At 52.8% G+C, this 25,191-nt stretch carries 19 protein-coding genes and 1 pseudogene; 11 read left to right on the forward strand and 9 right to left on the reverse strand.

The window, feature by feature from the left end; all coding sequences use genetic code 11:
• Positions 1-23: 23 nt before the first annotated feature.
• From ABD949_RS02030 to ABD949_RS02040, 3 genes are all read right to left on the reverse strand, one after another.
• Positions 24-704 carry an NUDIX hydrolase gene (locus ABD949_RS02030; protein ID WP_345240084.1) on the reverse strand — a complete coding sequence of 227 codons (681 nt, stop codon included), beginning with the start codon at positions 702-704 and terminating at the stop codon, positions 24-26.
• A gap of 169 nt (positions 705-873) precedes the next feature.
• On the reverse strand, positions 874-2,982 hold the full coding sequence (locus tag ABD949_RS02035) for a S46 family peptidase (protein ID WP_345240086.1): 2,109 nt from the start codon (positions 2,980-2,982) through the stop codon (positions 874-876).
• A 76-nt stretch (positions 2,983-3,058) separates the two neighbouring features.
• Positions 3,059-4,405 (reverse strand): NAD(P)/FAD-dependent oxidoreductase, encoded by a 1,347-nt coding sequence (locus ABD949_RS02040; RefSeq protein ID WP_345240087.1) that lies wholly within the window; start codon positions 4,403-4,405, stop codon positions 3,059-3,061.
• A 252-nt stretch (positions 4,406-4,657) separates the two neighbouring features.
• Between ABD949_RS02040 and ABD949_RS02045 the strand changes: the two genes are divergently transcribed.
• A complete protein-coding gene (locus ABD949_RS02045) occupies positions 4,658-5,440 on the forward strand; it encodes a toxin-antitoxin system YwqK family antitoxin (protein WP_345240089.1) in 783 nt (260 codons plus the stop codon).
• 28 nt (positions 5,441-5,468) lie between these two features.
• Here ABD949_RS02045 and ABD949_RS02050 read toward each other — a convergent pair whose 3' ends face one another.
• From ABD949_RS02050 to ABD949_RS02065, 4 genes and pseudogenes are all read right to left on the reverse strand, one after another.
• Positions 5,469-6,005: a hypothetical protein gene (locus tag ABD949_RS02050; RefSeq protein ID WP_345240090.1), complete on the reverse strand. Its 537-nt coding sequence runs from the start codon at positions 6,003-6,005 to the stop codon at positions 5,469-5,471.
• A gap of 65 nt (positions 6,006-6,070) precedes the next feature.
• Complete coding sequence (locus tag ABD949_RS02055; protein ID WP_345240091.1) at positions 6,071-6,721, reverse strand: hypothetical protein; 651 nt, start codon at positions 6,719-6,721, stop codon at positions 6,071-6,073.
• Between the two features lie 33 nt (positions 6,722-6,754).
• Positions 6,755-6,985, reverse strand: a pseudogene (locus ABD949_RS02060) (type II toxin-antitoxin system RelE family toxin); the annotation flags it as partial.
• 297 nt (positions 6,986-7,282) lie between these two features.
• Positions 7,283-8,041: a hypothetical protein gene (locus ABD949_RS02065; RefSeq protein WP_345240092.1), complete on the reverse strand. Its 759-nt coding sequence runs from the start codon at positions 8,039-8,041 to the stop codon at positions 7,283-7,285.
• 285 nt (positions 8,042-8,326) lie between these two features.
• Between ABD949_RS02065 and ABD949_RS02070 the strand changes: the two genes are divergently transcribed.
• From ABD949_RS02070 to ABD949_RS02110, 9 genes are all read left to right on the forward strand, one after another.
• Positions 8,327-9,043: a GAF domain-containing protein gene (locus ABD949_RS02070; RefSeq protein WP_345240093.1), complete on the forward strand. Its 717-nt coding sequence runs from the start codon at positions 8,327-8,329 to the stop codon at positions 9,041-9,043.
• Positions 9,044-9,357: 314 nt separating this feature from the next.
• The gene (locus tag ABD949_RS02075; RefSeq protein ID WP_345240094.1) at positions 9,358-10,005 is read left to right on the forward strand and encodes a response regulator; all 648 of its coding nucleotides are present in this window, start codon (positions 9,358-9,360) and stop codon (positions 10,003-10,005) included.
• A gap of 30 nt (positions 10,006-10,035) precedes the next feature.
• Positions 10,036-11,805 (forward strand): ATP-binding protein, encoded by a 1,770-nt coding sequence (locus ABD949_RS02080; protein WP_345240095.1) that lies wholly within the window; start codon positions 10,036-10,038, stop codon positions 11,803-11,805.
• 265 nt (positions 11,806-12,070) lie between these two features.
• On the forward strand, positions 12,071-15,247 hold the full coding sequence (locus ABD949_RS02085; protein ID WP_345240096.1) for a SusC/RagA family TonB-linked outer membrane protein: 3,177 nt from the start codon (positions 12,071-12,073) through the stop codon (positions 15,245-15,247).
• A 122-nt stretch (positions 15,248-15,369) separates the two neighbouring features.
• Positions 15,370-16,938 carry a RagB/SusD family nutrient uptake outer membrane protein gene (locus tag ABD949_RS02090; RefSeq protein WP_345240097.1) on the forward strand — a complete coding sequence of 523 codons (1,569 nt, stop codon included), beginning with the start codon at positions 15,370-15,372 and terminating at the stop codon, positions 16,936-16,938.
• Between the two features lie 65 nt (positions 16,939-17,003).
• Complete coding sequence (locus ABD949_RS02095) at positions 17,004-18,095, forward strand: cell shape determination protein CcmA (protein ID WP_345240098.1); 1,092 nt, start codon at positions 17,004-17,006, stop codon at positions 18,093-18,095.
• A gap of 103 nt (positions 18,096-18,198) precedes the next feature.
• A complete protein-coding gene (locus ABD949_RS02100) occupies positions 18,199-20,169 on the forward strand; it encodes a sialate O-acetylesterase (protein ID WP_345240099.1) in 1,971 nt (656 codons plus the stop codon).
• A gap of 28 nt (positions 20,170-20,197) precedes the next feature.
• Entirely contained in the window at positions 20,198-21,346 is a 1,149-nt protein-coding gene (locus ABD949_RS02105; RefSeq protein WP_345240100.1) for a glycoside hydrolase family 26 protein, read from the forward strand.
• Positions 21,347-21,550: 204 nt separating this feature from the next.
• Positions 21,551-21,973 carry a LytR/AlgR family response regulator transcription factor gene (locus tag ABD949_RS02110; RefSeq protein WP_345240101.1) on the forward strand — a complete coding sequence of 141 codons (423 nt, stop codon included), beginning with the start codon at positions 21,551-21,553 and terminating at the stop codon, positions 21,971-21,973.
• Between the two features lie 89 nt (positions 21,974-22,062).
• Here ABD949_RS02110 and ABD949_RS02115 read toward each other — a convergent pair whose 3' ends face one another.
• Positions 22,063-23,340: a hypothetical protein gene (locus tag ABD949_RS02115; protein ID WP_345240102.1), complete on the reverse strand. Its 1,278-nt coding sequence runs from the start codon at positions 23,338-23,340 to the stop codon at positions 22,063-22,065.
• Positions 23,341-23,710: 370 nt separating this feature from the next.
• Positions 23,711-24,130, reverse strand: coding sequence for a LytR/AlgR family response regulator transcription factor (locus ABD949_RS02120; protein WP_345240103.1), 420 nt, complete (start codon positions 24,128-24,130; stop codon positions 23,711-23,713).
• 244 nt (positions 24,131-24,374) lie between these two features.
• Here ABD949_RS02120 and ABD949_RS02125 point away from each other — a divergent pair, with 244 nt between their 5' ends.
• Positions 24,375-25,013 carry a 3-keto-disaccharide hydrolase gene (locus ABD949_RS02125; RefSeq protein ID WP_345240104.1) on the forward strand — a complete coding sequence of 213 codons (639 nt, stop codon included), beginning with the start codon at positions 24,375-24,377 and terminating at the stop codon, positions 25,011-25,013.
• Positions 25,014-25,191: the final 178 nt, after the last annotated feature.

The following is a 25,191-nucleotide window of genomic DNA, read 5'->3' on the forward strand; positions in this document are numbered from 1 at the left end:
GTCTGATTTTCAATCCACCATGCCTACAGCAGCCGCATTGTCTCAAAATCCCCCACCGTTTTCAGGTACAGGAAATGAATGAGCAACCCGTTTATGTTATTGACCAGTTTGTGGGCTTCGGGCAGTGTAGCCACTACGGTTGTAATGCGCTCAAACTCGGAGGCAACGCCCATGTTCTTGTGGTGAAAACTCATGATCTCAGCGCGGACCATTTCTTTTTCAACAAAGAAGTAATGCATGGCCTCGTCGCTCGAGCCAGTACTGGGAAACCACAGCCTGTTGTTCAGTTTGGTCAGCTCCTCCGGGGTTACCTCTAGCCCAATCTCCTCCCCTACTTCGCGGGCACCTACCTCGGCTGGTTCATCGTCTACATCGACCATACCGGCCGGGTGCTCATAGGTCTGAGAACCATCGCAGACGCGTCGCTGCCGCACCAGTACCACAAATTTCTCCCGTGTATCTTTATCGACCAGCACCACCAGCACCGATACGGCATGGCCTTTCAGGAAAACAACCGGTGGTATTTTGTCACCTTCCGGCGTATCGGCATCAATGGTTAGCAGCGCAAAGAGCACTTCGCCATTGTGCCGCCGACGGACGTATTGTTCCTGTACGTCATTGAGCTTTATCCCGTTTATCTCCAGCTGTTGCCGCCAGAATCTGAATTTATGGGCATCGGTAAGGGCTTCCTGTTTTTTGGTCATAACTGCGTTACTGTCTGAAGTGGTTATAGCTAATGGAAACGGCTTGCTGGCAAAGGTCGTTTAGCACCTGCCAACAAGCCGTTAAACGCTGGATCTAGCTTCGCGGTTTTACTTTTCCGTCAGCCGGGCCGAAGATTACCCGACCGGCTTTGCGCCGGGAGATGGGCTACTACTTTGTCGTTCCCACCAGTTCCGTGATTAACCGATCTGCCTTGTAGATGTGCCGCATGGCCGCAATAATGCCGCCGGTATGCACCGAAATACAGCGGTTTACCTCTGGCACAAAGATGAATGAACCGGGCAGACTCTCCATATTTCCATCGAAGGCCAGGCCAACCGCTTCCCGGTTTTTGTTGATGATCGGGCTGCCGGAGTTACCACCAATGATGTCATTGGTGGAGATAAAACACATCGGCTCACGGAGCAGGGCCATTGGCGGGTTTTTCCAGCGGTCGGGTAGCGCCCAGGGGGCTTTCCCGTTGAAGGAGTAGTACCGGTCGTATAATCCGGCATACGTAGTCATGATTGGGGCCTGAGTGCCGTTGTAGGGATAGCCTTTTACAACGCCATCGTTAATGCGTAGCGAGAAGGTTGCATCGGGCGGGAACCCGGTGCCGTATACATCGTACAGCAGCCGGCCGAGTTGCTGGCGCAGTACTTCCTGCCGGGTGCTGACCTGCCGGGCGGTGCCGCTGGCGGTCTGGTACCGTTTTACAGCCTGCCGGGCTACCTCCAGCAGCGGATCGTTAGACGTCGTAATCGTCATAGCGCCCTTGGTGATCAGCTCCTCAACAAAGGCCGGATTGGTCAGTTTGGTTTGCGACAGCAGGTACGCAGCCGCTTCTTTGGGTGACCGGCCTCCCAGGGCGGCTTTGACGTATGGGTCATTGATGCCCAGTGCCGTCTGCACCTCACTCAGGTGAGCAGCCAGGTACGCTTCTTCCAGCGATCTTGACTTCACCACGGGCGGCTCCAGCATGGTACGGATACGATCAGCCATCTGCGGCTGACCGTTGATAGCATCCCCGTACATGGCCAGCAGGTAGGCAAACGCGAGAACCTCCCCTTGTGCCAGCGGGTTGGGTGCCAGGTAGGTATTGTCGTTAAATACTTTCCGGAGTTGCCCCGTATTGGCCGACAGATCCTGCCAGACAGCCATGCGGTCAGTGGCTATGTTTTTGGTGCGGGCGTCGGCCTGGAACTGCCGTTCAAAGGCTGCCTTCCGGGACAGCAGGTACGGATCACGCAGTCCGGCCAGTTGCCCGCTGTAGGCTTTGTAGCTATTCTCAAAGCTGAATATTTCGTTTTGAATGCTGTCGTTTTTTGCCGTGGCATTATACGCCTGCAAGGCGCTGGACCGGTTGCGGAGCAGCTGAAGGATGTACGGCATCCGGAAGTCGCGGTCGTATTCCAGTTCCGTCACGGTTTTCAGCCGCTCGGTATTGCCGGGGTTACCCGTGACGAAGACCGGCTCGCCATCGCGGATACCATTCGGGTTAAATTTGAAATAGTGCGCCGTCCGCAGGGGCTTGCCATTATCATACACCCGGAAAAACGAACAATCCAGCGAATAACGCGGATACGTGAAGTTGTCCGGATCGCCCCCAAAAAAGCCCAGCTGCAATTCGGGCATAAAGACCAGGCGTACATCGTTATAGCGCTTAAAGCCGTACAGTGAGTACCGGCCGCCATTGTAAAAGGTAATGGTCTGCAGTTCCAGCCCTTTCCAGCCTTCGCGGTTCTGGTATTCTTTTTTTATGTCGTCAAACGCCTGCTCTCTGGCCTGCAACTGGGCCTGTTCGGCGGTGTTGGTCCCCATAGCCGACTGCACCCGGCTGGTAATATCCTCGATCCGCACCAGTTGATCGACAAACAGGCCCGGCACCTTACGCTCCTCCGCTCCGGTTTTGGCAAAGAACCCTTTGTTGACCAGGTCTTCGCCCTTGCGCTGCACCCCCACGCCCGATTCGCGGGCGCAGTGGTGGTTGGTCATCACCAGGCCGTTGGGCGACACAAACGAAGCCGAACAATAATCGGCAAAGCGTAGCGATGCGAGCCGCACTTCCTCAAACCATTTATCGTCGGGAGTGAAGTTGTAGGTCTGGCGGAAATATTCCTTCGGCGGGTTGTCGAAGGTCCACATCTTGCCCATGTCGAAGCGCCCGGCTTTGACGGTATCCGGATTCAGGGTGGCCTGCTGGCTCTGGGCCGCAATGCTCAGTAAGCTAAGCAACAAGGCTCCGGTCAGCCTTGTTTTAGCGATCAGACGTTGACTCATATAGGAATAATCAGGCAAACATAGTTTCTACACCAGTAGGGTAAATGTAAAACTTTCCGACATATGAAGAAATGATTTACCCCATTTCGTTCTTCAGCATGAACTCCTGTGCCTGCTTATCGCCTGGCCTGACAAACGGCCGGATGATCAGCCGGGTACCTCGCTCGTAAGTAAAGAGCCGGTACATCCAGTTGGTTAGTACAATGAGTTTGCTTCGGAACCCAATGAGGTAGTAGATGTGGACCACCAGCCAGATAATCCAGGCAAAGAATCCGCTCAGATGGCGGTTACCCGGCAGATCGGCTACGGCCCGGCTGCGGCCGATGATCGCCAGTGAACCTTTATCGAAATACTCGAACTCCTCCATTTTTTCGCCCCGGAGAGCCCGGTTCAGGTTTTTGGCCAGCAGCCGGCCCTGCTGAATAGCCGGTTGCGCCACACCCGGATGACCGTTGGGGTACTTATCGGTCTTCATCATGGCTATGTCGCCGATGGCGTAAATGTCTGGAAATCCTTCCACCTGATTGAAGCGGTTCACCAACACCCGGCCGCCCCGCGCGACCACTTCTTTCGGTAAGCCATCAATTAAAGCGCCCGTTACCCCAGCGGCCCAAACCACGGTATGCGACCGGATCTGCTCACCACCTTTGAGCGTAACCACTTCGCCATCGTACGCTTCAACCAGCGTATTCAGTTTGATATTAATCCCCATCTCGGTCAGATACTCGTGGGTCTTTTTGCTCGACTCCGGCGCCATCGGCGGCAGCACCCGGTCCAGCCCTTCGACGAGGTAGATGTTCATTTTGCTGAAATCCAGCCCTGGATAATCGCCCGGCAGCACGTGCTTACGCATTTCGGCCAGCGACCCGGCCAGTTCAACACCCGTCGGACCAGCACCGACAATCACAAAATTGAGCAGCGCCTGCCGTATATCGGGGTCTTTGGTAATGCTGGCCTGCTCGAACGACTGCAGCAACTGACTGCGCAGGTTGAGCGCTTCGGGGATCGTCTTGAGCGGAAACGAGTATTTCTGTACCTGCTCGTTCCCAAAGAAATTGGCTTTCGTACCGGTGGCGATGATCAGGTGGTCGTACTTCAGTTCGCCGATGAGCGTCACTACCGTTTTGGCTTGCGGATTGACGCCGGTTACCCGGACCAGCCGGAAATGGAAGTCTTTGTAATCTTCATCGAAGAGTTTCCGCAGCGGCTCGGCAATAGAATCGGGTTCCAGCCCGGCGGTAGCTACCTGATAAAGCAGCGGCCAGAAGCCGTGGTAGTTCTGCTTGTCGAACATCACGATCTGGAAATCTTTATTATTGAGGTGTTTGGCGAGATTAATACCCCCAAACCCCCCGCCGATAATGACCACCCGAGGCTTGGTCGTATCCGGAATATTTAAGGAGAGGTTTTCAAACTTTAACATAAAAGCCGTTGATGTTATATTCGGGAATCAGTGGCTGACAGCCAGTTTAAGTATCTACCTGATTCCGATAGATTTGTTTATTACCATAACTCCCAAAAGCCTAAAATGGCTAAAGGAATTACCAACGACCGTTACTACTTTTTCCTATTTTCAAATCCGGCAGAAATTAAATAACCGGCAACCATGCAGCTTTAGACCAGTTCGTACCTATCTTTTGAAAACTGATTTGCCCTTTACGCAGACACGTCTCCGATGTACAGCCTTATAACCCTGCTTCTGGCTTTGTTGCTTAACAGCACCGCACCTACTGATGATACGCCGGCAAAGCGTCGTACCAAGCAACGCGTCTACCGAACAGACCTCGGCGATCATATTGAAGAGATTACCATGCACGACCGGCATGGGAAAGTAGCGACCGTCCGCTGTTTTGACAGAACCGGTCAGCGTTTATCCGAAATACACTACCAGGACTACCCGCTACGACTCAGACACGGACAAACCCGGTTCTGGCATAGATCCGGACAGCTCCAGTTGGCATGTGACTTTAAGAAAAGCCAGTTTAATGGCCCTTTGGCCACATATTATGAAGATGGTTCGCTGAAGCGCCGGGAACAGTACCGTAATGGTAAATTACGCACCAGTCAGTGCTTTTCGCAGGACGGCCAAGCCCAGCCATGTAAGCCTCTGTTGACCAATGTCGAATTTGCGGGAGGCCAGGCCGGGTTTGTCGCCTTTCTGCGTGACCGCCTGGACCACCGGCGGATTAATCTCGTTGATGCCCCGGCGTTTGTGACCCTGAGAGCTACGGTGCATAAGGATGGGACCCTATCGGGGCTTGGCACGCTGTATAATGTAACCCTGCGCCCGGAACCGGAACAGGTCCTGAATCAGCAGTTTGTCAATGCTATGGCCACTATGCCTCCCTGGAAGCCGGCCGAACTGGATAACATACCCATAGAAGCATATATACTGATAAGTGTTTCGTTGCGGAATGGGCATGTTCACCAGGTCCATTACGAGGTATATGCTTTTTGAAGCGAAAAGCACTTGATGGTCAAATCCGCTACTTCAAACGCCCGACATACAGCGACACGTTCAGACCAGCAAACGAACGTTTGGCATTCAGGTTGCCAAAGCCGGTAACGCCGATGCCTATATGTTTCAGGGAAGTAATGTAACGCACTTCGGCGGGTAGGCCTATTGTCTGGTACGGCACATACTCGTAAACCTGCCCCGTGCCCATAAGCGGATCAGGATCAGAAAACAGGTACTTACCCCGGTTGTTGCCCCAAACCCGGCTCAGACCGGCCGACATCCGGAACTTACCGATCCGCAGACCGTACAGCAGCCCTATCTCGCTTACCTTAATACCCGGTTCGACCATTTGCATGAGTTCACCACTGACGGAATACCGGGCGGTAAGCACCGTGGGTATCTGGCTAAACTCATAACCGGCAGCCACCATGGCGCTGGGCAGGTGGGTTTTGCCCACGCCCCCGCTCAGCCAGAATTTGGGAGGAGAAGTGGTTTGGCCGTACGTACAGCTACCGGAAAGCAGAGAAAAGAAAAGTAATCCTTGTGTAATCGTTTGTTTGCGCATTCGGAGGGTGAAAATTGGCGCAATATAAGTAGTCTACTCGTTAAAGATTAAACTGCATTTTGGCTTCAGTTACAGATTTGCCCTAGTTTACCTGTCGCCATGTCCCGAATTAGGTCAGCGGAACACTTGAGCTTTATGTATTCATCCGGGTCATACACTTTTCCATCGTTCAAATCCAGGAGAAAAACCTTGTTTCTCTCCACAAACCAAAAGCAATTCCTGATATGCCTGACGGAAAACAGGAAACTAACTCTTCTCCTCGCTAGCAACTCGTATCCCCGCTTCAGGGTGTAATTTGCGAACCTTATATGGTCCTCCTGGGAAGGATCAATATGGCAGGGAGTAGTATCTCGATGAAACACCGCATCAAAACAATCGACGGTACCATCGAATCTGCCATTCCGAAACAACAGGGCTGCTTCAATCGGGTGTTCTTCATTTGGCACCAGGTAATCGACAATATGTTGGGATGAGTCGTAGCCGGCAGCTTCTTTAGAAATGAAAAAGGAAGGGAGTGGGACAAAGGTTAATTGACTGGCTTCCAGATAGGCCTTAAGCCAGGAGACTTCTTCACCCTCTTTCCACAGGTTGATAAATTCTTTTTTAGCCAGCTTTTTACAGTACCTGGTTATTTGTCTCTGATTGGGTAAAACACGTTGGCCAAAGCTATTCGCAAAAAGGCAAGTTGTCAAAAAGAGAATAGCCAGCTTTTTCATAATTGATTTAAGCAACTAATATCAATTTTTTAGCTACTCGTATATTTCCCTCCGATGCCCCATGACAATTGCCTCAACAACCACCACTTTGTCGTAAATATCATAGATAATCCGGTAATCTCCTTTTCTGATTCGGTAGGCAGTACGACCTTTCAGCTTCTTATAACCAGCAGGCCGGGGATTTTTAGCCAAATGCTGAATGGTTTCCAATAAAGGAAATGCAAGGTTGTCGGGAAGCTTGTCCAGCTGTTTTTGGGCAGTACGTTTTAAAACGACCTAATACTTAGCCATTAGTACGCTGCTGCCGCTTCGTCAGGTACTCAGCTAAGGGCACAGTTTCTTCCTGACGGGCTTTTACCTCATCATATAGTCGGATATCATCTAATTCTTCTAGTTTCTCCAATATTCCCTGTCACAATGGCTACTTCAAACGACCAACGCACAAGCCTGAAACTGGCGCAATATACGCTTTTTAATGCCTTGCCCCCTTGTTCGTCTGCGATACAATCGCGGACGAGCAAAACACTGCTTCCTCTGAGGGTGGTTTCAGGGGGTTCTCTTTTAAACAGGTGCTAAGTCCCGTTCACCTGTTAATGCCTGCTTCCTTAGCGCTTTTTTGAAAAGTATACTTTGCAGGACACCGATTGTTAATAAAACCAGCCAGTCTATGGATATTACGGCTAATTCAAAAATGTATTCGCGGTGGATTCCTAACGTGACTGATATGAGAGCAAGAGACAAAACGGTAAGCCAAAATCCGGCAAGTAGCACCCACCGACTGATTTGTTCCAGTCTGTCTTTTCGGGAATAGGTGAAGGCAATGAACAGAAACGACACGCTCATCAGGAGGTACCCCAGTTCTTCCAGGGCGATGAAAATCCCGTGGGGGTTGTATTGCGTTAGCAGCGCAATGCCATCCGTTTCACCGTTTAGTAAACTCGGCTGGATCACAGAAAGCTGGATAAAATAGTCAGCGACCAGCGTGAGGGTGGCTATTCCGGAAAAGGCAACACCCAACTGGCCAAACAGCTTTCTATCTCTGGGAGCATAATTATAGACGCAAACCATGAATATCAGGTAGACCAACGTCAGCAGAATGGCTGGGTACATCCACAGGTAATCTCGGGGAAACCGGGAGGCTATATCGGAGTAAGGATATTCATAGCATCCTTCTGTACAAAATGGCCCGGATAACGGCGGAGTCATCAGGGCTATGCCGAAGGTCAACGCCGTTAAACCGGTGGTCAGTATGGCGATAAAATAACCAAACCGGTTCAGAATGAATGATTGATCTGTGCCTGTCGTCTGCTCGTGTGTCATGGCTGCTTACCTAAATGGTTTTATAGGTCAAAAGTAAGTTTAACCAGCGCGTTAGCTACGTGTAACATACTGATAATCATTAATCATATTCATGATAGTAGTCATGTCTCTTACTCGTCGGCGATTGCACCGCGGACGAGCAGGGATATAATCGCGAACAAAACATCGTGCCGTTTTGGGAGTTTTACAGGCAGGCAACTGCTTTGCTGCCGTCTTGTGTAGACTGTACTCCAGGCCTGGCAGTAAAAGCTTCACTGGTATAGGTTATTGAAGATTCACTGATGTATGAAAATTGCGCCCCTACCCGGTAATGAGATTAGCCGCCTGAAAGCGCTGGCAGAATATGAACTTCTGGACACGCTGCCCGAGCAGGTTTACGATGACATTACGCTGATTGCATCGGAGATAACCGGCACACCCATTGCCTTGCTAAGTCTGGTGGACGAAAACCGGCAATGGTTCAAATCCAGACAGGGACTAGATGTACAGGAGACACCCAGGGAATACTCGTTTTGCGCCCACGCCATTCTGGATCCCAACGAAATGATGGTGGTTGAAGACGCCCGGCATGACGAGCGATTCTACGATAACCCCCTCACGACGGGACATCCACATATCGTTTTTTACGCGGGTGTACCTATTGTTGATGCCGGTGGGCACGCTATGGGCTCGCTTTGCGTGATCGATAGCCAGCCGCGAAAACTGCCCGAGAGCAAACGGCGGGCGCTTAAGGCACTCGCCAATGTGGTGAAGGCCCAGTTTGAACAACGCAAAACCCGACTGGACATGGACCGGGTGCATCAGGCGCTAAAGGCTGCCACGCCAGCCAGCAGGAGCCAGCCAACCGTTTCGGCGCGGGCACACCGGCTGATCGAGGAGATAGAGTCGGGTTTGCTTTCCCTGTCGGCCGGCAGCTTCCGTACCGAGCATGCTTCCCAACTGGCCTCCCTGCAACAGGCGCTTCACGACCTGAAAGGGGACCTGAACAATACAGACCAGTAACATTCCGGGGGATTGAGGCCCGTAAAAAATGAGTCGTGATTAACCTGTTTCTGGTGGGTTAGTCACGACTCATTTTTTACGCCCTATACGGAACTTAATCCCGTAGAGAAGTATTTTGCTATTTAGTATACCAACTTTATATACTAGCGAAAAGACAGGGAAAAGACCACTTCTCGGGGGTATTTAGGGGAAACCCTAAATTTCGACCAGATGGGGTTTTCACTATTCCGAAAGCGGGCTCATCAGTCCTATTTTTGCTAAACAATATTCAATTTCTTCATCACTAACTAACCCTTGCAACAATAACTGAGTACATGATACGAGTGCTGATCGCCGACGACCATAATGTGTTCGTGGAAGGAATTGAGTCGCTGATCTCCGGATCGTCGGTAGTGGAAGTAGCGGAGCGCTGTTACGATGCGCAGTCGGTTATGCAGCAACTGGACCAGACGCCCATTGATGTCGTATTACTGGACATATCATTCCCCCAGATTGAAGACGGCCTGACGCTTTGCGAGCACATTACCCGCACGTATCCGCAGACGAAGGTGATTGCGCTGACCATGCACGACGACGCCAGTCTGATCAAACGCGTGGTGAAGAAAGGTGCCAAAGGATACCTGTTGAAGAATACGACCAAAGTGGAGCTGTTGCAGGCGATTCAGGCGGTGTATCAGGAAAAACAGTACTTCAACGAAACCATCACCAACATCCTGCTGAACGACGAGCCGAAGCTGAAGAAGCCGGCATCAGGCATTGGCCTGAAACCCAACCTGACCCCCCGCGAATCGGAGGTGCTGGCGCTCATCGCCCAGGGATTTACCACACAGCAGATGGCCGCCCAGTTATTCGTCAGTGTCAAAGCTGTCGAGTTTCACCGCAGCAGTTTATTGATGAAGTTTGGTGTTCCAAACACGGCGCTGCTGATCAAGACCGCCATGCAAATGCAGTGTATTGACTAAACCCGTAAAGACGTACTACCGCAAGCCCCTATGTCCCTGCTGTCTTTGTACCGGAATGTTTGCCTGGCTACGCTGCTCCTTGGTCTGAGCGGCTGGGGCCGGTCGGTACAGGCTGCGCCGGATTCTTCGTCCATTGACAGCCTTAAGCAGCAAATCAGTCAACTGGTGCAGGACAGGCAGTACGACGAAGCGGCAAAAGCCTATGTGCAACTTGGAGCCCTCTACCAGAAACAGTATGGCTACAACAAGCATACGCTGGATGCGTACACCAACGGACTGAACTACTACCACCAGCTTGGCGATTCATCCGGCTATTATAACCTGCATATTACCATCGGTGATTACTATTCGGAAGATGCTTTTATGCATCCTTATGCCCGTCAGTATCTGAACCGGGCCATGCAGTACTTTAAGCGGGTAAACAACATGCCGAAGCTTCTGGAAAGCCGTTTAGGACTCGCCAACCTGGAACAACGGAAAGAACCGATAGCCAAAAACCTGATTACGGAGCTGCGGGATATTGAACAACTAAGCGCCCGGCACAGGCAGCCGTATTTTCAGGCTTACGCGCAGAACCTCCTGGCCAACACCTATAACCGGAACAAACAGCCCGATTCGGCCCAGTATTTCGCCAGCAAAAGCCTGGTCTTGTCCCGGCTGGTGAATGTTTCCTGGCTAATCGCCCTCAACTACTTTTATCTGGGTCTGGTCGAGCAGTTCAGGAATCGCTCGACCGAAGCTATCAGGAACTACCAGCAAAGCTACCAACTCGCCAAAGCCGAAGGCAACATCGGTTTGCTGCGGGAACTGTCGCGGCACACGGCTGATAGTTACTCCCGCATGGGCGATTATAAAAATGCCTACGCTTCTTCGCTGAAGACGCTGGATTTTACCAACGAACTGAACTCGTGGGAGCAGACCAAGAGTATTCGTCTTAAAGAACTGGACGCCCAGATTAAGACCCTGGCGGTGGAAAAGCAACTGGCCGAGGAGCAAAGCCAGCACCAGCACGTACTCAACTCCATGCTGGTAGCGGGTCTCATCATCAGCATCCTGGGTGTTATTGCGCTGTTCTATCTCAGGCGGCAGCAGAAGCTCATTACGCACCAGCAGGCGGTAATTGCCCAGCAGCAGATCCGGCAGTTAGAGACCAAGTCGCTACAAGCCATGATCGAGGGGCAGGAAAGTGAGCGCAGCCGCATAGCCCGCGACCTGCACGATGGTCTGGGTATTCAGCTATCCCGCATCAAACTCTTTGTGGAAGCCCATCAGGAGCTCTTACCCCTCTCGGTGAAAGAGCCGCTGAACCAGTTTCTGGATGAGGCCTGCAAAGAAACGCGGCTAATCTCTAACGACCTGCGGCCGTACGCGCTTTCAATGTTCGGACTACTTCCGGCGTTGGAGGACCTGGTGCAGAAACTGAACTTGGTGAACCAGACCCGACTGACCATTGAGCATTACGGCGAAGTGCCTGACTTAAGCGACGAAGCCTCGGTAATGATCTACCGGGTGGTGCAGGAATTGCTGAACAATGCCCTCAAGCACGCTCAGGCAGACACTATTACGGTACAGATCATGACCAACGACGAAGCAGTACTTATCAGCGTGGATGATGATGGCCGGGGCGGAGATTTTGATACGCTACCGTCGAAGGGCAATGGTATTGCCAATATTCACTCACGTATAGACTACCTCGGTGGACACGTGGAGTGGCATAGCGAACCCGGCAAGGGAACGTCGGTGATGATCTCGCTGCCTATGAAAAAACTAGTCCTGAACCCTCAACCCTTCTTAGTGTGAAGGCTTTTATGAACCATTTAACCAGGCTTTTTTAGAACATATGTGCTTTTTGTCATCCTGAACTAATCTAATTTATTGCCGGAGTACGCGTTCTCCAACAGAACTCTCTTTTTCCTTCTGGCCTGTCTTCAGCTGTTTGCTCCCGGATTTAGCGTCCCGGCGAGTGGCTATCGGTTTGCGTCCTGAGAGAGCGTTCTTGCTGAGAATCACTAGTCAAAACAATCAATATACCCAATCAAAATCTAACTTTTTACTTTTCTAACCAATGATAAAACATGTGATTACGGGGTTCCTGATCATGAGCTGCTGGATTAGCGTCTCGGCCAAGGACCGACCCGAGGTCAGGATCAGTACCCACCGGCCCGCCGACGTAAAGCAGGTAATCAAAGGGGTTGTTCGCGACGAAAAAGGTGAAGGACTACCAGGTGCCGCTGTTGCCGTGAAAGGCACGCAGATCGGCGCCACTACCGACGTTGAAGGCCGCTTTTCGCTGAACGTACCTGCCGGTGCCAAAACGCTGGTTGTTTCCTTTATCGGAATGAAAACGCAGGAAGTCGAAATCGGCTCCCGCACGGAATTTGTGATTACGCTCCAGACCGGCGATCAGTCGCTGGACGAGGTAGTCGTAATCGGTTACGGTACCGCCAAGCGTTCCGACGTAACATCGTCCATTACGACCCTGAAAGGGACCGAACTGAAAGACCTGCCCGTAGCCGGTGTCGACCAGATGCTGCAAGGGAAAGCGGCCGGGGTAACGGTAACCAGCAACGGCGGTCAGCCGGGTGGTGGGGTATCCGTGAAAGTTCGCGGTGTTACATCCATCAACAGCAACGACCCGCTGTTCGTGATCGACGGTGTTCCGTTCGTAGGTGGTAACACCTCTGCTAACACCGGTTTTGCTGGCTTGGGTGGTAGCGATGGCCAGACTGGAAACAGTGTAATGGCGATGCTGAACCCCAACGACATCGAGTCGATTGACGTCCTGAAAGATGCGTCCGCCCAGGCGATCTACGGTTCGCAGGCGGCCAACGGGGTAATTCTAATTACTACCAAAAAAGGTAAGGCCGGCGAAGGTAAGATCAATTACGAGACCTATTACGGGGTGTCGGAGGTAGCCAAGAAGCTAGACCTGATGGACCTGCGGGAATTTGCCCAATACCAGAATGAAGTCCTGCCGCTGATCGGCAACCCGCCGGCGGCTGAATTCAAAGACCCGTCTATCCTGGGTCGGGGTACCGACTGGCAGGACGCTATGTTCCAGCGCGGCCGCATCCAGAATCATCAACTGAGCTTCCAGGGCGGTAGAGACAAAACGACGTACTACCTGTCGCTGAACTACTTCGACAACAAGGGTATCCTGCTGGGCTCCGACTTCAAACGGTATTCAACCCGCTTCAGCCTCGACAACCAGTTGAAGACCTGGGCCAAAGTGGGTCTGAGCGCCAACGTATCGCGCAGCATCCAGAACGTAACGCTGGCCGATGCCGCCGAAAGTACGATCTGGTGGGGTGCGGTTACCAGCCCGCTGGTACCGGTGAAAAACCTGGATGGTTCCTGGGGTGGTGGCGAAACCGTTGGTGGTGTGCAATACAGCAACTCCAACCTGGTCGGAAACAGCCAGTACCGTGGAAACAACAAGACGACCAACAACGTATTTGGTAGCGCTTACCTGGAACTGGAGTTCCTGAAAGGCCTCACGCTGCGCAACGAATTGTCGTACTCGCTGGGCCAGAACAACAACACGGCCTTCCAGAGAGCCGGTAACGTGGGTGGTACATCCTTCCGGAGCAAGCTGATCGACTCGCGGTCGGACAGCTACTACTGGTCACTGACAAACTACCTGACCTACAACAAGTATATCAACAAGCACAGCTTCCAGGCTACGCTGGGCCACCAGGCACAGAACTCATACTGGCAGGCAATCTCGGGTACGAAAGTAGACCTGCAGGCCAACATCTTTGACCTGAACACGGGTAGCTCCGACCAGACTACCTGGGGGTTGAACGGCGGTAAAGGCCACTGGGCGATGGAATCGTACTTCGCACGGGCTAACTATACCTACGGTGACCGCTACTCCGTATCGGCCAGTTACCGGGCAGACGGTTCGTCGAACTTCGGCCCGAACAACCGCTGGGGGTACTTCCCGGGTGTATCGGTCGGCTGGACCGTTACCAACGAAGAGTTCGCGAAAGGGGCCTTCCAGAACGTGGTTAGCTACATGAAGGTGCGTGCCGGTTATGGTGCCGTAGGTAACCAAAACTTCCCGAGCGGAGCGCCAAACCCGGCCTATGTGGGTGCGGTACAGTTCTTCTCCGGTCCGGTCGGTTTCGGTTCATCCAACATGATCAATGGTATTCCGAACCCGAACCTGAAGTGGGAGTCGGTAAAGACAACCAACGCCGGTGTTGACCTGGGCTTCCTGAACGGCCGCATCGACGCGACCATCGACGTGTACAAGAAGGTAACGTCGGACATGATTATCTTCCTGACGGGTCCGAACCTGATCGGTGTCGGGGATCAGTGGGATGACCTGAAAGCTCCGCTGGGTAACGCCGGCCAGATGACCAACACTGGTCTTGACCTGGGTCTGACGACGACCAACATCAAGAACAGTAATCTGACCTGGAAGACCAACGCCGTGTTTACGCACTTTAAGAACACCTACGACCGGGCGGCTAGTGCAGCCTCGGCTCTGGATGGTAAAGTGTACTACAACAACTACCTGATTACGCACACCACACCGGGCAACGCGGTAGGCTCTTTCTGGGGCTTGGTAACGGATGGTCTGTACCGTACGCAGGAGGATCTGGCGAAGGCACTGCCGCAGTTCGGTTACAAAGTGAACCAGAACGAAACCTGGTTGGGCGACATCCGCTTCAAGGACATCAACGGCGACGGTAAGATCGACGCGCAGGATATGACCTTCATTGGCAGCCCGCTGCCGAAGTTCACCTGGGGTCTGACCAATACGCTCAACTACCACGACTTCGATTTCAGCCTGTTCTTCCAGGGTAGCCAGGGTGCCAAGGCCTTCAACTTCCTGCGCTGGCAGTTGGAGGGTCTGAGCAACGGCTGGTCGAATCAGCTGCGCACCGTAACGGACCGCTATACGGAGAACAATGTCGACGGTAGTCTGCCACGCTTTACGGCCACCAACCGGAACAACACGGCCATGTCAGACCGCTACGTAGAGGATGCTTCCTACGCCCGGATTCAGAACATCACCCTGGGCTACCGAGTGCCGGCCGCGATCCTGAGCAAAGCCCGTATCGGCAGCCTGCGCGTGTACGGTTCCATTCAGAACCTGAAGACGTTCACGAAGTACTCAGGCTACGATCCGGAAATTGGTGCGTTCAACAACAGCATCAAGCTGATGAACGTGGACATGGGCCACTACCCGAACCCGCGTACGTTTACCGTAGGGGCGAATCTGCAGTTTTAAAATTTAATGATTGAATTAATGAATGATTGAGTGATTGAATAAACTATAGTGAGTATACGACCAAGGACTATGCTTCACATATTCAATCATTCTATCATTTCATCATTCAAACTTAATGTAACATGAAAAAAACAACCATATATGCCCTGGCTCTTTCGGCGGTCATGCTGGCCTCCTGCAAAGAGAGCTTTATTGAGCGGCCGTCGCTCTCGGGCACCACAACGGGTAACTATTATAACAGTGCCGAAGAAGTTCGGGCCGCTACCAGTACGCTGTACAGCGGTCTGCCCTGGCGGAACTACGAGAGCCGCGCGCAGGATGCCATCGGCGACGTAATGGGTGGTAACATGTTTACCTACACCGATGTCGAGTACCTGCGGTTTACGGTATCGTCCGCTTCAGATCGTATTGGTGCGGCCTGGGGTGCGTTTTACAAGATCATCGGCTACGCCAACGTGATGCTGAAAACGTTTGAGGAGAAAAAAGCCGCCGGTGGTAATGCCGCGTATCTGGACCCGGCCATTGCCGAAGCTCACTTCATCCGGGGTACGGTGTATTTCTACATCGCCCGTACCTGGGGAGCCGCTCCGATCATCACCGATCCGGGTGAGACGGCGCTGTCGGGTAACTTCAACATTCCGCGTTACCTGCAGAAAGACGTGCTGCGGTTTGCGCTGGAAGAACTGAAAATGGCCGAAGCGGGCCTGCCGGAATCAGACGTACCGGGTCGGGTGACCAAGTACTCAGCCAAGGGGATGATGGCCAAGCTGTACTTGTACCAGAAGGATTACGCCAACGCCAAGCTTAAGTCGCAGGAAGTAATCCAGTCCGGCAAATACAGCCTGGTGAGCGATTATAATGGCATGTTCACGAAGGCAAGCCTAAACAATAATGTAGAGTCGCTCTTCTCGATTCAGCACCAGTTTGCGCAGGACCCCTGGGGAACGGGTAACATCAAAAACCCGGATCGTGGTCCCGGCAACCTGCGTACGGCCGAAGCCGATGCCTGGGAAATGTATGTGCCATCGGTTTCTATCCTGCAGGAGTATGAGTTTGGCGACCTGCGCCGGAAGTGGTCGGTGATGGAGCACGGCTGGACCAACCCGAACTGGAAGCCGCAGCGCGTGAATGCCCCGAAGTACAACGCGTTCATGGCCAATGGGTACAAGTACGATACCCTGCAGCCAGCCGCCGATGGTGGTCAGCTGAGCCCGACCCGCTCCAACATTGCCAAGTATTTTGCCGGTCCGGGCAAGAGCTTCGGTGGTGAGCCGGTACTGGGTCAGAACTCCGGTAACAATGTAGTGCTGCTGCGCTACGCCGACATTCTGCTGATCTACGCAGAAGCGGTGTTGGGTGAAAATGCCTCTACCTCGGATGCGAGTGCACTGGAAGCCTTAAACAAGGTGCGGGTTCGGGCCGGTTTGACGCCGAAGACGTCGATCACGAAGGATGATATCCTGCACGAGCGCCGGGTGGAGTTTGCCTTCGAGGGCGACTACTGGTACGATGTACAGCGCCAGGGTTTTGCCAAGGCAAAATCCATTATCGAGAAGCAAAACCGGGGTACCGCCCAGAATCCGGAGTACATCACCAACTTCACCGAAGACAAGATGTACCTGCCCATCCCGGCCGGCGAAATCATCCAGGACCCTGAGTTGGGCAAAGACCCTGTTCCGTACTATAAATAATTGTTTCAGGTTTCATGTTAAGCACTTTGCCAGACTTGAAACCTGAAACCTGAAACTCTAAACAAATGAAATTAAATAAACTCACCAAACTCGCAGCTTTGTCGCTTCTGACAGTGGCGATGGGTGCTCAGTTAAGTTCCTGCGTGGAAGATACCGACGGCCGGCCACAGGTAAGCCCCGGCAATCTGGAAGTATCCAAGATTTTCCCTGACTCGGCGGCTGGCAACGCGGTTGTTACGCTACAGGGTAGCGGTCTGGGCGACATCCGGACCATCGTGTTCGAGAAGCAGAACGTACCGGCTGGTTTCCAGCCTACCCTGAATACCGACGGCGCGCTGATCTTCCGGGTACCCAATGATGCCGTAGGCGGGGTGCAGAAAGTCACGTTTACCAACAGCGCCGGTAAGTCGGTGTCAGTGCCGTTCCGCGTATTGGCTTACCCAACCATTGCGGAAGCATCTGACTATATTTTCAGAGAGGGTACTGTAGTTACCCTGACAGGTAATAACCTGGACGATGTGACGGCCGTTGCCGTTACTGATACCGTGAAGAAGATTTCGGATGCGGTTACCATTGTGTCGAAAGATAAGAAGCAACTGGTAATCAAAATGCCGGTGACTACGCTGGATCGGGGTGTGCTGAGCATCACCAACGGAACTGGTACCATGAAAACCAAACAGGAGTTCATCAACGCCACGACGGCCCACCAAATCTTTACCGATGCGTATGGCAAGGGCTACCAGGACAACTCATGGGGGGATGCCGGCGCTGTCTCGACGAAAGAATTTAAGACGGGAACCGCTTCAGCCGCCAAGACCTACCAGAAAGGCAACTGGCACCTGATTGCGTTTGCCAACTGGGGTGCTCCGCTTACCTACTCGGCCGATTATACCTACATCACCGGTTGGATTAAAGGCGGGTCGGCCGACTACTCGCTGTATCTGACTACCGATGCCGGTAAAGGTGGATACGGTGATTACAACGAGAAGAACCGGATTGATGTCAAAGCCAATACCTGGACGTTCTTCAAGCTGAAGCTGTCGGATATTGACTTCTGGGTTCCCGGCAAGAAACTGACGCAAACTGCCTTCCGGATTAAAGGCCCGGACAAACAGGACGAAACGTTCTACTTCGACGACATCATGCTCGTTAAGTAATTCTGACGATTCACATGCTTTTAAATCAGCAGAGGCAAGCCACGACTTGCCTCTGCTGATTTAAAGGAAACACGTTCCGGATATACCCTTATACATCTCACCTATGAAACGCTTACTCATCTTCCTGCTCCTCACCCTCAGCACAGCCACGTTCGCGCAGGTAAAGCTGGCCCGCATTTTCTCCGACCAAGTAGTCTTGCAACGGCAGCAACCGATACCCGTCTGGGGCTGGGCTAAACCCAACGAAAAAGTGAGCGTAACGCTAGCCGGGCAGACCCAGAGCGGCAAAGCCGGTGCCGACGGCAAATGGCTGGTGCGTTTTTCTCCCCTCGAAGCCGGTGGGCCTCACCAGTTGACCGCTACGGCTAAGTCTGGCAAAGCGGAGGCTGGTGATATCCTGATTGGCGAAGTATGGCTATGCTCCGGCCAATCGAATATGGAGTGGCCGGTCAAAGCAGCAGATAATTACCAGGCTGAAAAGAAGAACGCCAATTTCCCGCAGATCCGTCACTTCAACGTAGCCCACGACCTGGCGCTTACTCCGCAGGCCGACCTGACCAAAGGTGAATGGAAAGTCTGCTCGCCCGAGACCGTCGGTGACTTTACGGCCATCGGGTTCTTCTTCGCCCGCGAACTGGTCCAAAAGCTGAACGTACCGGTTGGCTTGCTCCACTCCTCCTGGGGCGGCTCGCAGGTAGAAGGCTGGATCAGCAAAGAAGGGATGATGAGCAACGACGAACTTCGGCCCGTGGCCCAGCAACTGTCGACCAACTGGCAGCAGGCCGACAGCATCGTAGACTACAAGCTGCGTAAACAACTCCTGAAAGGGGTTGACAACCTCTACCTGACAGCGGCCGACGAACAGAAATACCTCGACCCGGCTTATGACTTCTCCACCTGGCGCACAGCCGATCCGTTCGGTCAATGGGACTGGAAAGGTATGCAGGGTTTCCGGGGCCAGGGCTACATAGCCCGGCAGATTGAGATTCCGGCCGATATGGTGGCCCGGCAAACTACCCTGGGTCTGGCCGAGAACGACAGCCGGAACGAGATTTACATCAACGGAAAGAAAGTTTACGAAGGAACAGAAACCGGTAGCCGGAAAATTACCCTACCGGCCAATACCTGGAAAGCAGGTCAGAACCAAATGGTCGTGAAATATGGTAATGCGGTGAAGCTGCCCTGGTTTGGTCTGGGGCTGATGGGCTCGCCGAACGACCTGTACGTGGCTGATGGAACCCAGCGGATTAGCTTAGCCGGTAACTGGCGTATGATGCCGGCCTTCGCCGAAAAGCACGAGTATTCCCGCTTCATGAACAACGTTGCCACCAGCATCTACAACGCCATGATTGCCCCGCTGGTACCGTTTGCCATTCGGGGTACGTTGTGGTACCAGGGCGAATCCAATGCCGGCCGGGCCTACCAGTACCGCCAGAGCTTTCCGTTGCTGATTCAGGACTGGCGCAATAAATGGGGCACCAATGGCCGCACCTCGGACTTCTCGTTCTACTTCGTACAGCTATCCAGCTACGGCGGTAATCAAAGCAGCAATCAGGGCAGCGGCTGGGCCGAACTCCGCGAAGCGCAGACCATGACCCTACAAGTGCCGAAGACTGGTATGGCCGTTACCACGGATGTGGGAAATCCCAAAGACATTCACCCGACCAACAAGCAGGATGTCGGGCACCGGCTGGCGGTGATTGCCCTGAAACAGGACTATGGTCAGAACATTCCGTACAGTTCACCTATGTACGAGGGCGTTTCGTTCCAGGGCGACAAGGCCTTTATCTCCTTTAAACATGCGGATGGTGGTCTGATGGTGAAGGACAAGTACGGCTACCTGAAAGGCTTTGAAATTGCCGGAGACGACAAAGTCTTTTATTACGCCAAAGCCGAGATCCAGGGCGACAAAGTGGTTGTTTCGCACCTAAAAGTCCCGAAACCAGTAGCCGTACGCTATGCCTGGACCGATTCGCCGGATGAGGCCAATCTGTACAACGGGGCCGGCTTCCCCGCTAATCCGTTCCGCACCGACACCTGGCCGGAGGTTACCCGAAACGCCAAATTCGACTAAGTCAAGCACCCAAATGCCATCCTCTTTTTTGTCTTTACTAGGTCGAACGCTGTTGGTGGGGCTATCCCTGACTACCTTCGCAAATGCCAGACCCAAACCCCGGCTGATCGACGCGAAGGCTACAGCGGAAACGAAGGCGCTGTACCACAACCTGCATAAGCTGTCCCGGAAGCACGTGCTGTTCGGGCACCAGCACGCAACAGAGTATGGTCACGGTTGGTCGGGCGAAGACGGTCGCTCCGATGTTAAATCGGTAACTGGCTCGCATCCGGCGGTTATCGGCGTTGACTTCAGTGGCTTATCCGGTCGTTCGCCGGCGGCTATCAACCGCGCAAAGGAATCGTTGCGGAAACATATTGCTGCTACCTATAACCGGGGTGGTGTGGTAACGGTAGCCTGGCATTTCGCCAATCCGGTAACGCCACAGACCGGTTTCTACTGGAAAGATTCGGTGACGGCTCCTGCCGTGGCCAGACTGATACCGGGCGGCTCGCACCATGAGCAGTACAAAGAGATTCTGAAGACGGTGGCTGATGTAGCCACAACAACAAAAGGCAAAGACGGCAAGCTGGTGCCGATGCTGTTCCGGCCGTACCACGAGTTCGACGGGGGCTGGTTCTGGTGGGGTAAGCCGCATTGCAGTCGTGAGGACTTTATCTCGCTCTGGCGCTTTACCGTAGGCTACCTGCGCGACAGTCTGAACGTTCACAATTTCATCTACGCGTTCTCGCCCGACTGCCAGTTCAACACCGAAGCCGCCTATCTGGAACGCTACCCCGGCGACGAATGGGTCGATATGGTGGGCATGGACAACTACGCCGACTTCGGCCGCAATGGGTGCTACAATGTCGAAGCAGGTATCAGGAAACTGAAGATCGTTTCCGACTATGCTGAAAAAGCCGGTAAGCTGGCAGCCTTCACCGAAACCGGCCTGGAATCTATACCCGATACTAACTGGTGGACCAACACCCTGCTGAGAGCGCTGAAGGCGGAGAAGATGAAACTATCTTACGTGCTAGTCTGGCGCAATGATTCGCGGAGTCCGACGCACTACTATGCGCCGTATCCCGGCCACAGCAGCGCCCCCGACTTTTTAAAATTCTACCAGGACCCGTTCACCAAATTTGAGGCTGACCTGCCAGCCATGTACCGCCGTAAGTGGTTGTTTTTCTTTTAGCAGTAGTTGTCACCTTTTCGTAAGCGGCTCCTCAGCAGGGAGCCGCTTTTGTTTACCATCAACGACACTTTAACGGTATTTTCTACCAGTTCAACGGCGTATATATACGGGTGGTGGGAAGCAGCCTGGTATTATGGCAGGAAGGATAATAACTTTACCGTACCAAACGCACCAAAAACACAATCATTAAACACTAGCTGTCTCATGGAAGCCAATCGCCTGCATCAGCCCTCTACTTCATCGGTACGCCCTTCGTTTCCTGCCGGTTATCAGCGGGGAGGTCAGCGGCTCGCACTGCCTTTCCTGAATCGGACAATCATGGTGTCCGTTGATGATGTAGTTTGTCTCGAAGCTGAAGGTAACTATACCTTCCTCTTTACCCGCGATGGCAAGCGTTACCTGGTGTCCAAGACGCTGAAGGAGCTGGAGCAGGTGCTGGACGAGCGTATGTTTGTGCGCATCCATAAGTCGTATACCATCAACCTGGCGTATGTGCAATCGGGTTTGTTCAACCGGGACCGGATACTGCAGCTGGCTGATGGCCGGGAGGTGCCCATCTCACGCCGACGGATGAAAGAAATTACCGATTTGCTGTTCCGCTATATGCAGACCGTTGCCGTTAGCTAATTGACGTACGTATTCTATAAAAAGACCGGCCGGACAAAAATGTCCGGCCGGTCTTTTTATACCAGGTATAATTGTAAATCGCAGGCGTATCAGGCGGGTAATTCGATAGCTTGCTGGGTAGTTTCCAGCACGACCATCTGTGGCATGGGTACTTCAATAGTGGGTCTCCGCTTCATATTCTTCAAAGCCTCCTGTCCCGTATTCCACCGGAGCCATACGTTCTCCTCCCGCACTAGAGCCGGATCTCGGGGCCGGTCGGGTAACACAAAATATTCCGGCATACGGGCGGTCATCAGGCTAACGATCTTTTCCACCGGTCCGTGCAGAATCATATGCGGAGCCGATTTCGCGACGCCAACCAGCGCCCGCACCATGGAGAATGTATAAAAAGCGCAGTCGATGTCCTGGTGACGTACCGGCACGCCATCGTGCAGGCGTTGCAGGTTTACGCCACCATCTTCCAGCCGGTCCGAGACCGGCGCGTGACCCTCAGGTTGGGGAAATACGGTATCCAGTTTATGCTTGAACTTATGCCACCAGGGCGGAATACCGCTGGGGTTCAAGGTGTCGCAGAAGATGACCCGCTGAGGCAGGTTCGGTTGCTTCGGATTCATCAGCAGCAAAGCAGCCCCTAAATGGCGGTCATCGGCGGCATGGCGACGTTGAATCAGAAAGCAGTGAAGTTGCGCATCTCCTTTTTCCTGCAGGTGTTCCGTAGCCGTTTTTACGGCCCGCAGTGAGTCCTCCATATACCCTTCGGTCACTACATGCACCGGGAGGTGGACATAGGGCCAGGCTTCCTGCCGGAGTTTGCCCCCTAACAGGTTCAAGGCCGTTTCGTCGGAGCGCCGGGTACCAAAATACATACCGATGTCTTCCCGCACTTGTTCGGCAGGCATAGCCGAGTAGTCAATGGTGTCGCCGTCTGCCTCCTGGCGGCTGGGAGGGCTATACCGAAACGGAACCTCCAGGTGTTGCCGATGTGCAGCCAAGTTGTAGATACGCCGCTCGTACCTTGCCAGTAATGGCTCATAGGCGTCGGGTTCGAAGTATACTTCGGTGATGGGGCGAAGGAGATGACGGGCAATACGCTCCTGATCGAGTAACTGCTGAAACGCATCATCCCGGTGTTTAAAGAAACACCGTAAGGCGCCCTGTTCGATAAAAGCTTCAACATCGCTTTCCAGATCCGGAAGATGTGCCGATACCGTGCCGTGCTCAATCCAGTCCCGGAGAAATTGTTTAACGGAAGCATCAAACGCCAGGTTCGCCTGCGCTGCTTCCTCTTTGGTATAGCCGGTGGGGCTTGTTGGTTGACTACCTATCAGACGCGCCTGCTCCAGGGGCATCCGAAACGCTACATTCATAGGGTATACTTACGGTTATGGTACAAAGGAGCAACCAGCCCCTCACCAATAAGCCGTAAGCCTACCTTTTGAGAAGAATCACCGGGGCAGCGGGGGTAGCCAAACCCAACGGCCTCCGAAATCAGCTCATGAATAAGTTTCGTCTGTCAAGTGAGTAAAGACACTCTGCCACTCCAGGCTACTAAATTAACCTAAGATTTTCGGATTTGATTCATTTCCCGAAAATCTATTTTTTTATCCCTGTCAAACGGGTAAAACTGCCAGCATTAGCTTGCTGGCAGTATACATATGGCAAAATCTACGTCTTGAACGTTATATTATATACGTCAACCCAGAGTTAATCAGCAATCCAGAGCGCCCAGCGAATTCTTTAGTTGACAAATTTCTGGGTGTAGTGGAAGAGCAGATCCGTAATTTCTTTCATCCGTCGGCGTGAGATGGGCACCTCCCGGCCATCAGCCAGCTGCAGTATCCGGTCCCGGTTGAACAAACCCGATTGCACATACGCCAGGTTGATGGTATACGACTTATGGATGCGCACAAACATACGCTCGTCCAGCACCTGCTCCAGCTCCTTCAGCGTCTTGGACACCAGGTAACGCTTGCCATCGCGGGTAAACACATACGAGTAGTTGCTCTCTGCTTCCAGGTTGACGATATCATCTACTGATACCATAATGGTCCGGTTAAGATGCGGAATGGCAATCCGGTGGCTTCCCCGCTGGTAACCGGCGGGAAATGAAGGACGTACCATTGAGGCAGAAGGCTGATGCAGGCGATTGGCTTCCATGTGACAACTAGTGTTTAAGATTGTGGTGTGGTGTGTGATTGATGGATTAAAATTATCATTATATCCCCCCTATCGCCATATGTATTCCGTTCACCCGTGTATAAAGGGGGTTGAACTGGTAGAAAAGCGGCTCAAAACGTGGCGGGCGTAAAATACAATTGTTCCTTTGGCTGGTCTATTTTGCAGTAGCTTTACCGGAAGCGGCTATTTTTGTGTACAACGCTCTTTACCCTTACACCTGCACATGAGATTTACTGTTTTATCCCTGACTGTGGTAGCCCTGGCTCTGCTGAGCTTTGGGGCTCATTATTCGTACAAACCCGTCCGCCTGTTCGACGGAAAGACCTTCCGGGGTTGGGAAGGCGACACCCTGAATACTTGGCGGATTGTAGATGGCGCTCTGGTGGGCGGTACCCTGAACACTACCCAGCCCCGCAACGACTTTCTGACCACAAAAGCCAGCTACGGTAACTTTATCCTTCGGCTGAAGTTTAAGCTGCTGGGTACCGAAGGATTTATTAATGGAGGTGTACAGTTCCGTAGCCAGCGCCTGACTAACCCCGCTCACGAGATGATCGGATACCAGGCTGATTTAGGTGATAAATACTGGGCAAGTCTGTACGATGAATCGCGTCGCAATAAAACCCTGATCCAACCGGACCCGGCTCTGGTAGCCAGAATACTCAGGCGCAACGACTGGAACGATTACGAAATCCGCGCCGAGAACCGCCGAATCCGCCTATACCTGAATGGTCGTCAAACCATAGATTATACCGAAGCAGACCCAACCATTCCACAAACCGGCCTGATTGGCCTGCAGGTTCACGGCGGTGGCAAAGTCCAAATCTATTATAAGGATATTACGATCGACGAGTTGCCGTAGTCTTCAGTAGCCAGTTCTCAGTGGGCAGAAAAGCAGACGCCGGTATTCTGCCCTGCCTACTGACCTCTGCCACTTGACGCACCATTAATGACAATTGACCCTCAGGAAATACCGTTCCGTGCCAACTTCTTTTCCTGTTTACAGCAACCTGTTTACTTTTGATTTAACAGAACTGCCT

It is taken from the genome of Nibrella saemangeumensis, from assembly GCF_039541915.1.
In the GTDB taxonomy this organism is placed as follows: Bacteria; Bacteroidota; Bacteroidia; order Cytophagales; family Spirosomataceae; genus Nibrella; species Nibrella saemangeumensis.

Excerpts from the sequence above, each read along its gene's own strand:
- ABD949_RS02030 (WP_345240084.1), bottom strand. The coding sequence starts at position 704 with ATGACCAAAAAACAGGAAGCCCTTACCGATGCCCATAAATTCAGATTC.
- ABD949_RS02035 (WP_345240086.1), bottom strand. The coding sequence starts at position 2,982 with ATGAGTCAACGTCTGATCGCTAAAACAAGGCTGACCGGAGCCTTGTTG.
- ABD949_RS02040 (WP_345240087.1), bottom strand. The coding sequence starts at position 4,405 with ATGTTAAAGTTTGAAAACCTCTCCTTAAATATTCCGGATACGACCAAG.
- ABD949_RS02045 (WP_345240089.1), top strand. The coding sequence starts at position 4,658 with ATGTACAGCCTTATAACCCTGCTTCTGGCTTTGTTGCTTAACAGCACC.
- ABD949_RS02050 (WP_345240090.1), bottom strand. The coding sequence starts at position 6,005 with ATGCGCAAACAAACGATTACACAAGGATTACTTTTCTTTTCTCTGCTT.
- ABD949_RS02055 (WP_345240091.1), bottom strand. The coding sequence starts at position 6,721 with ATGAAAAAGCTGGCTATTCTCTTTTTGACAACTTGCCTTTTTGCGAAT.
- ABD949_RS02065 (WP_345240092.1), bottom strand. The coding sequence starts at position 8,041 with ATGACACACGAGCAGACGACAGGCACAGATCAATCATTCATTCTGAAC.
- ABD949_RS02070 (WP_345240093.1), top strand. The coding sequence starts at position 8,327 with ATGAAAATTGCGCCCCTACCCGGTAATGAGATTAGCCGCCTGAAAGCG.
- ABD949_RS02075 (WP_345240094.1), top strand. The coding sequence starts at position 9,358 with ATGATACGAGTGCTGATCGCCGACGACCATAATGTGTTCGTGGAAGGA.
- ABD949_RS02080 (WP_345240095.1), top strand. The coding sequence starts at position 10,036 with ATGTCCCTGCTGTCTTTGTACCGGAATGTTTGCCTGGCTACGCTGCTC.
- ABD949_RS02085 (WP_345240096.1), top strand. The coding sequence starts at position 12,071 with ATGATAAAACATGTGATTACGGGGTTCCTGATCATGAGCTGCTGGATT.
- ABD949_RS02090 (WP_345240097.1), top strand. The coding sequence starts at position 15,370 with ATGAAAAAAACAACCATATATGCCCTGGCTCTTTCGGCGGTCATGCTG.
- ABD949_RS02095 (WP_345240098.1), top strand. The coding sequence starts at position 17,004 with ATGAAATTAAATAAACTCACCAAACTCGCAGCTTTGTCGCTTCTGACA.
- ABD949_RS02100 (WP_345240099.1), top strand. The coding sequence starts at position 18,199 with ATGAAACGCTTACTCATCTTCCTGCTCCTCACCCTCAGCACAGCCACG.
- ABD949_RS02110 (WP_345240101.1), top strand. The coding sequence starts at position 21,551 with ATGGAAGCCAATCGCCTGCATCAGCCCTCTACTTCATCGGTACGCCCT.
- ABD949_RS02115 (WP_345240102.1), bottom strand. The coding sequence starts at position 23,340 with ATGAATGTAGCGTTTCGGATGCCCCTGGAGCAGGCGCGTCTGATAGGT.
- ABD949_RS02120 (WP_345240103.1), bottom strand. The coding sequence starts at position 24,130 with ATGGAAGCCAATCGCCTGCATCAGCCTTCTGCCTCAATGGTACGTCCT.
- ABD949_RS02125 (WP_345240104.1), top strand. The coding sequence starts at position 24,375 with ATGAGATTTACTGTTTTATCCCTGACTGTGGTAGCCCTGGCTCTGCTG.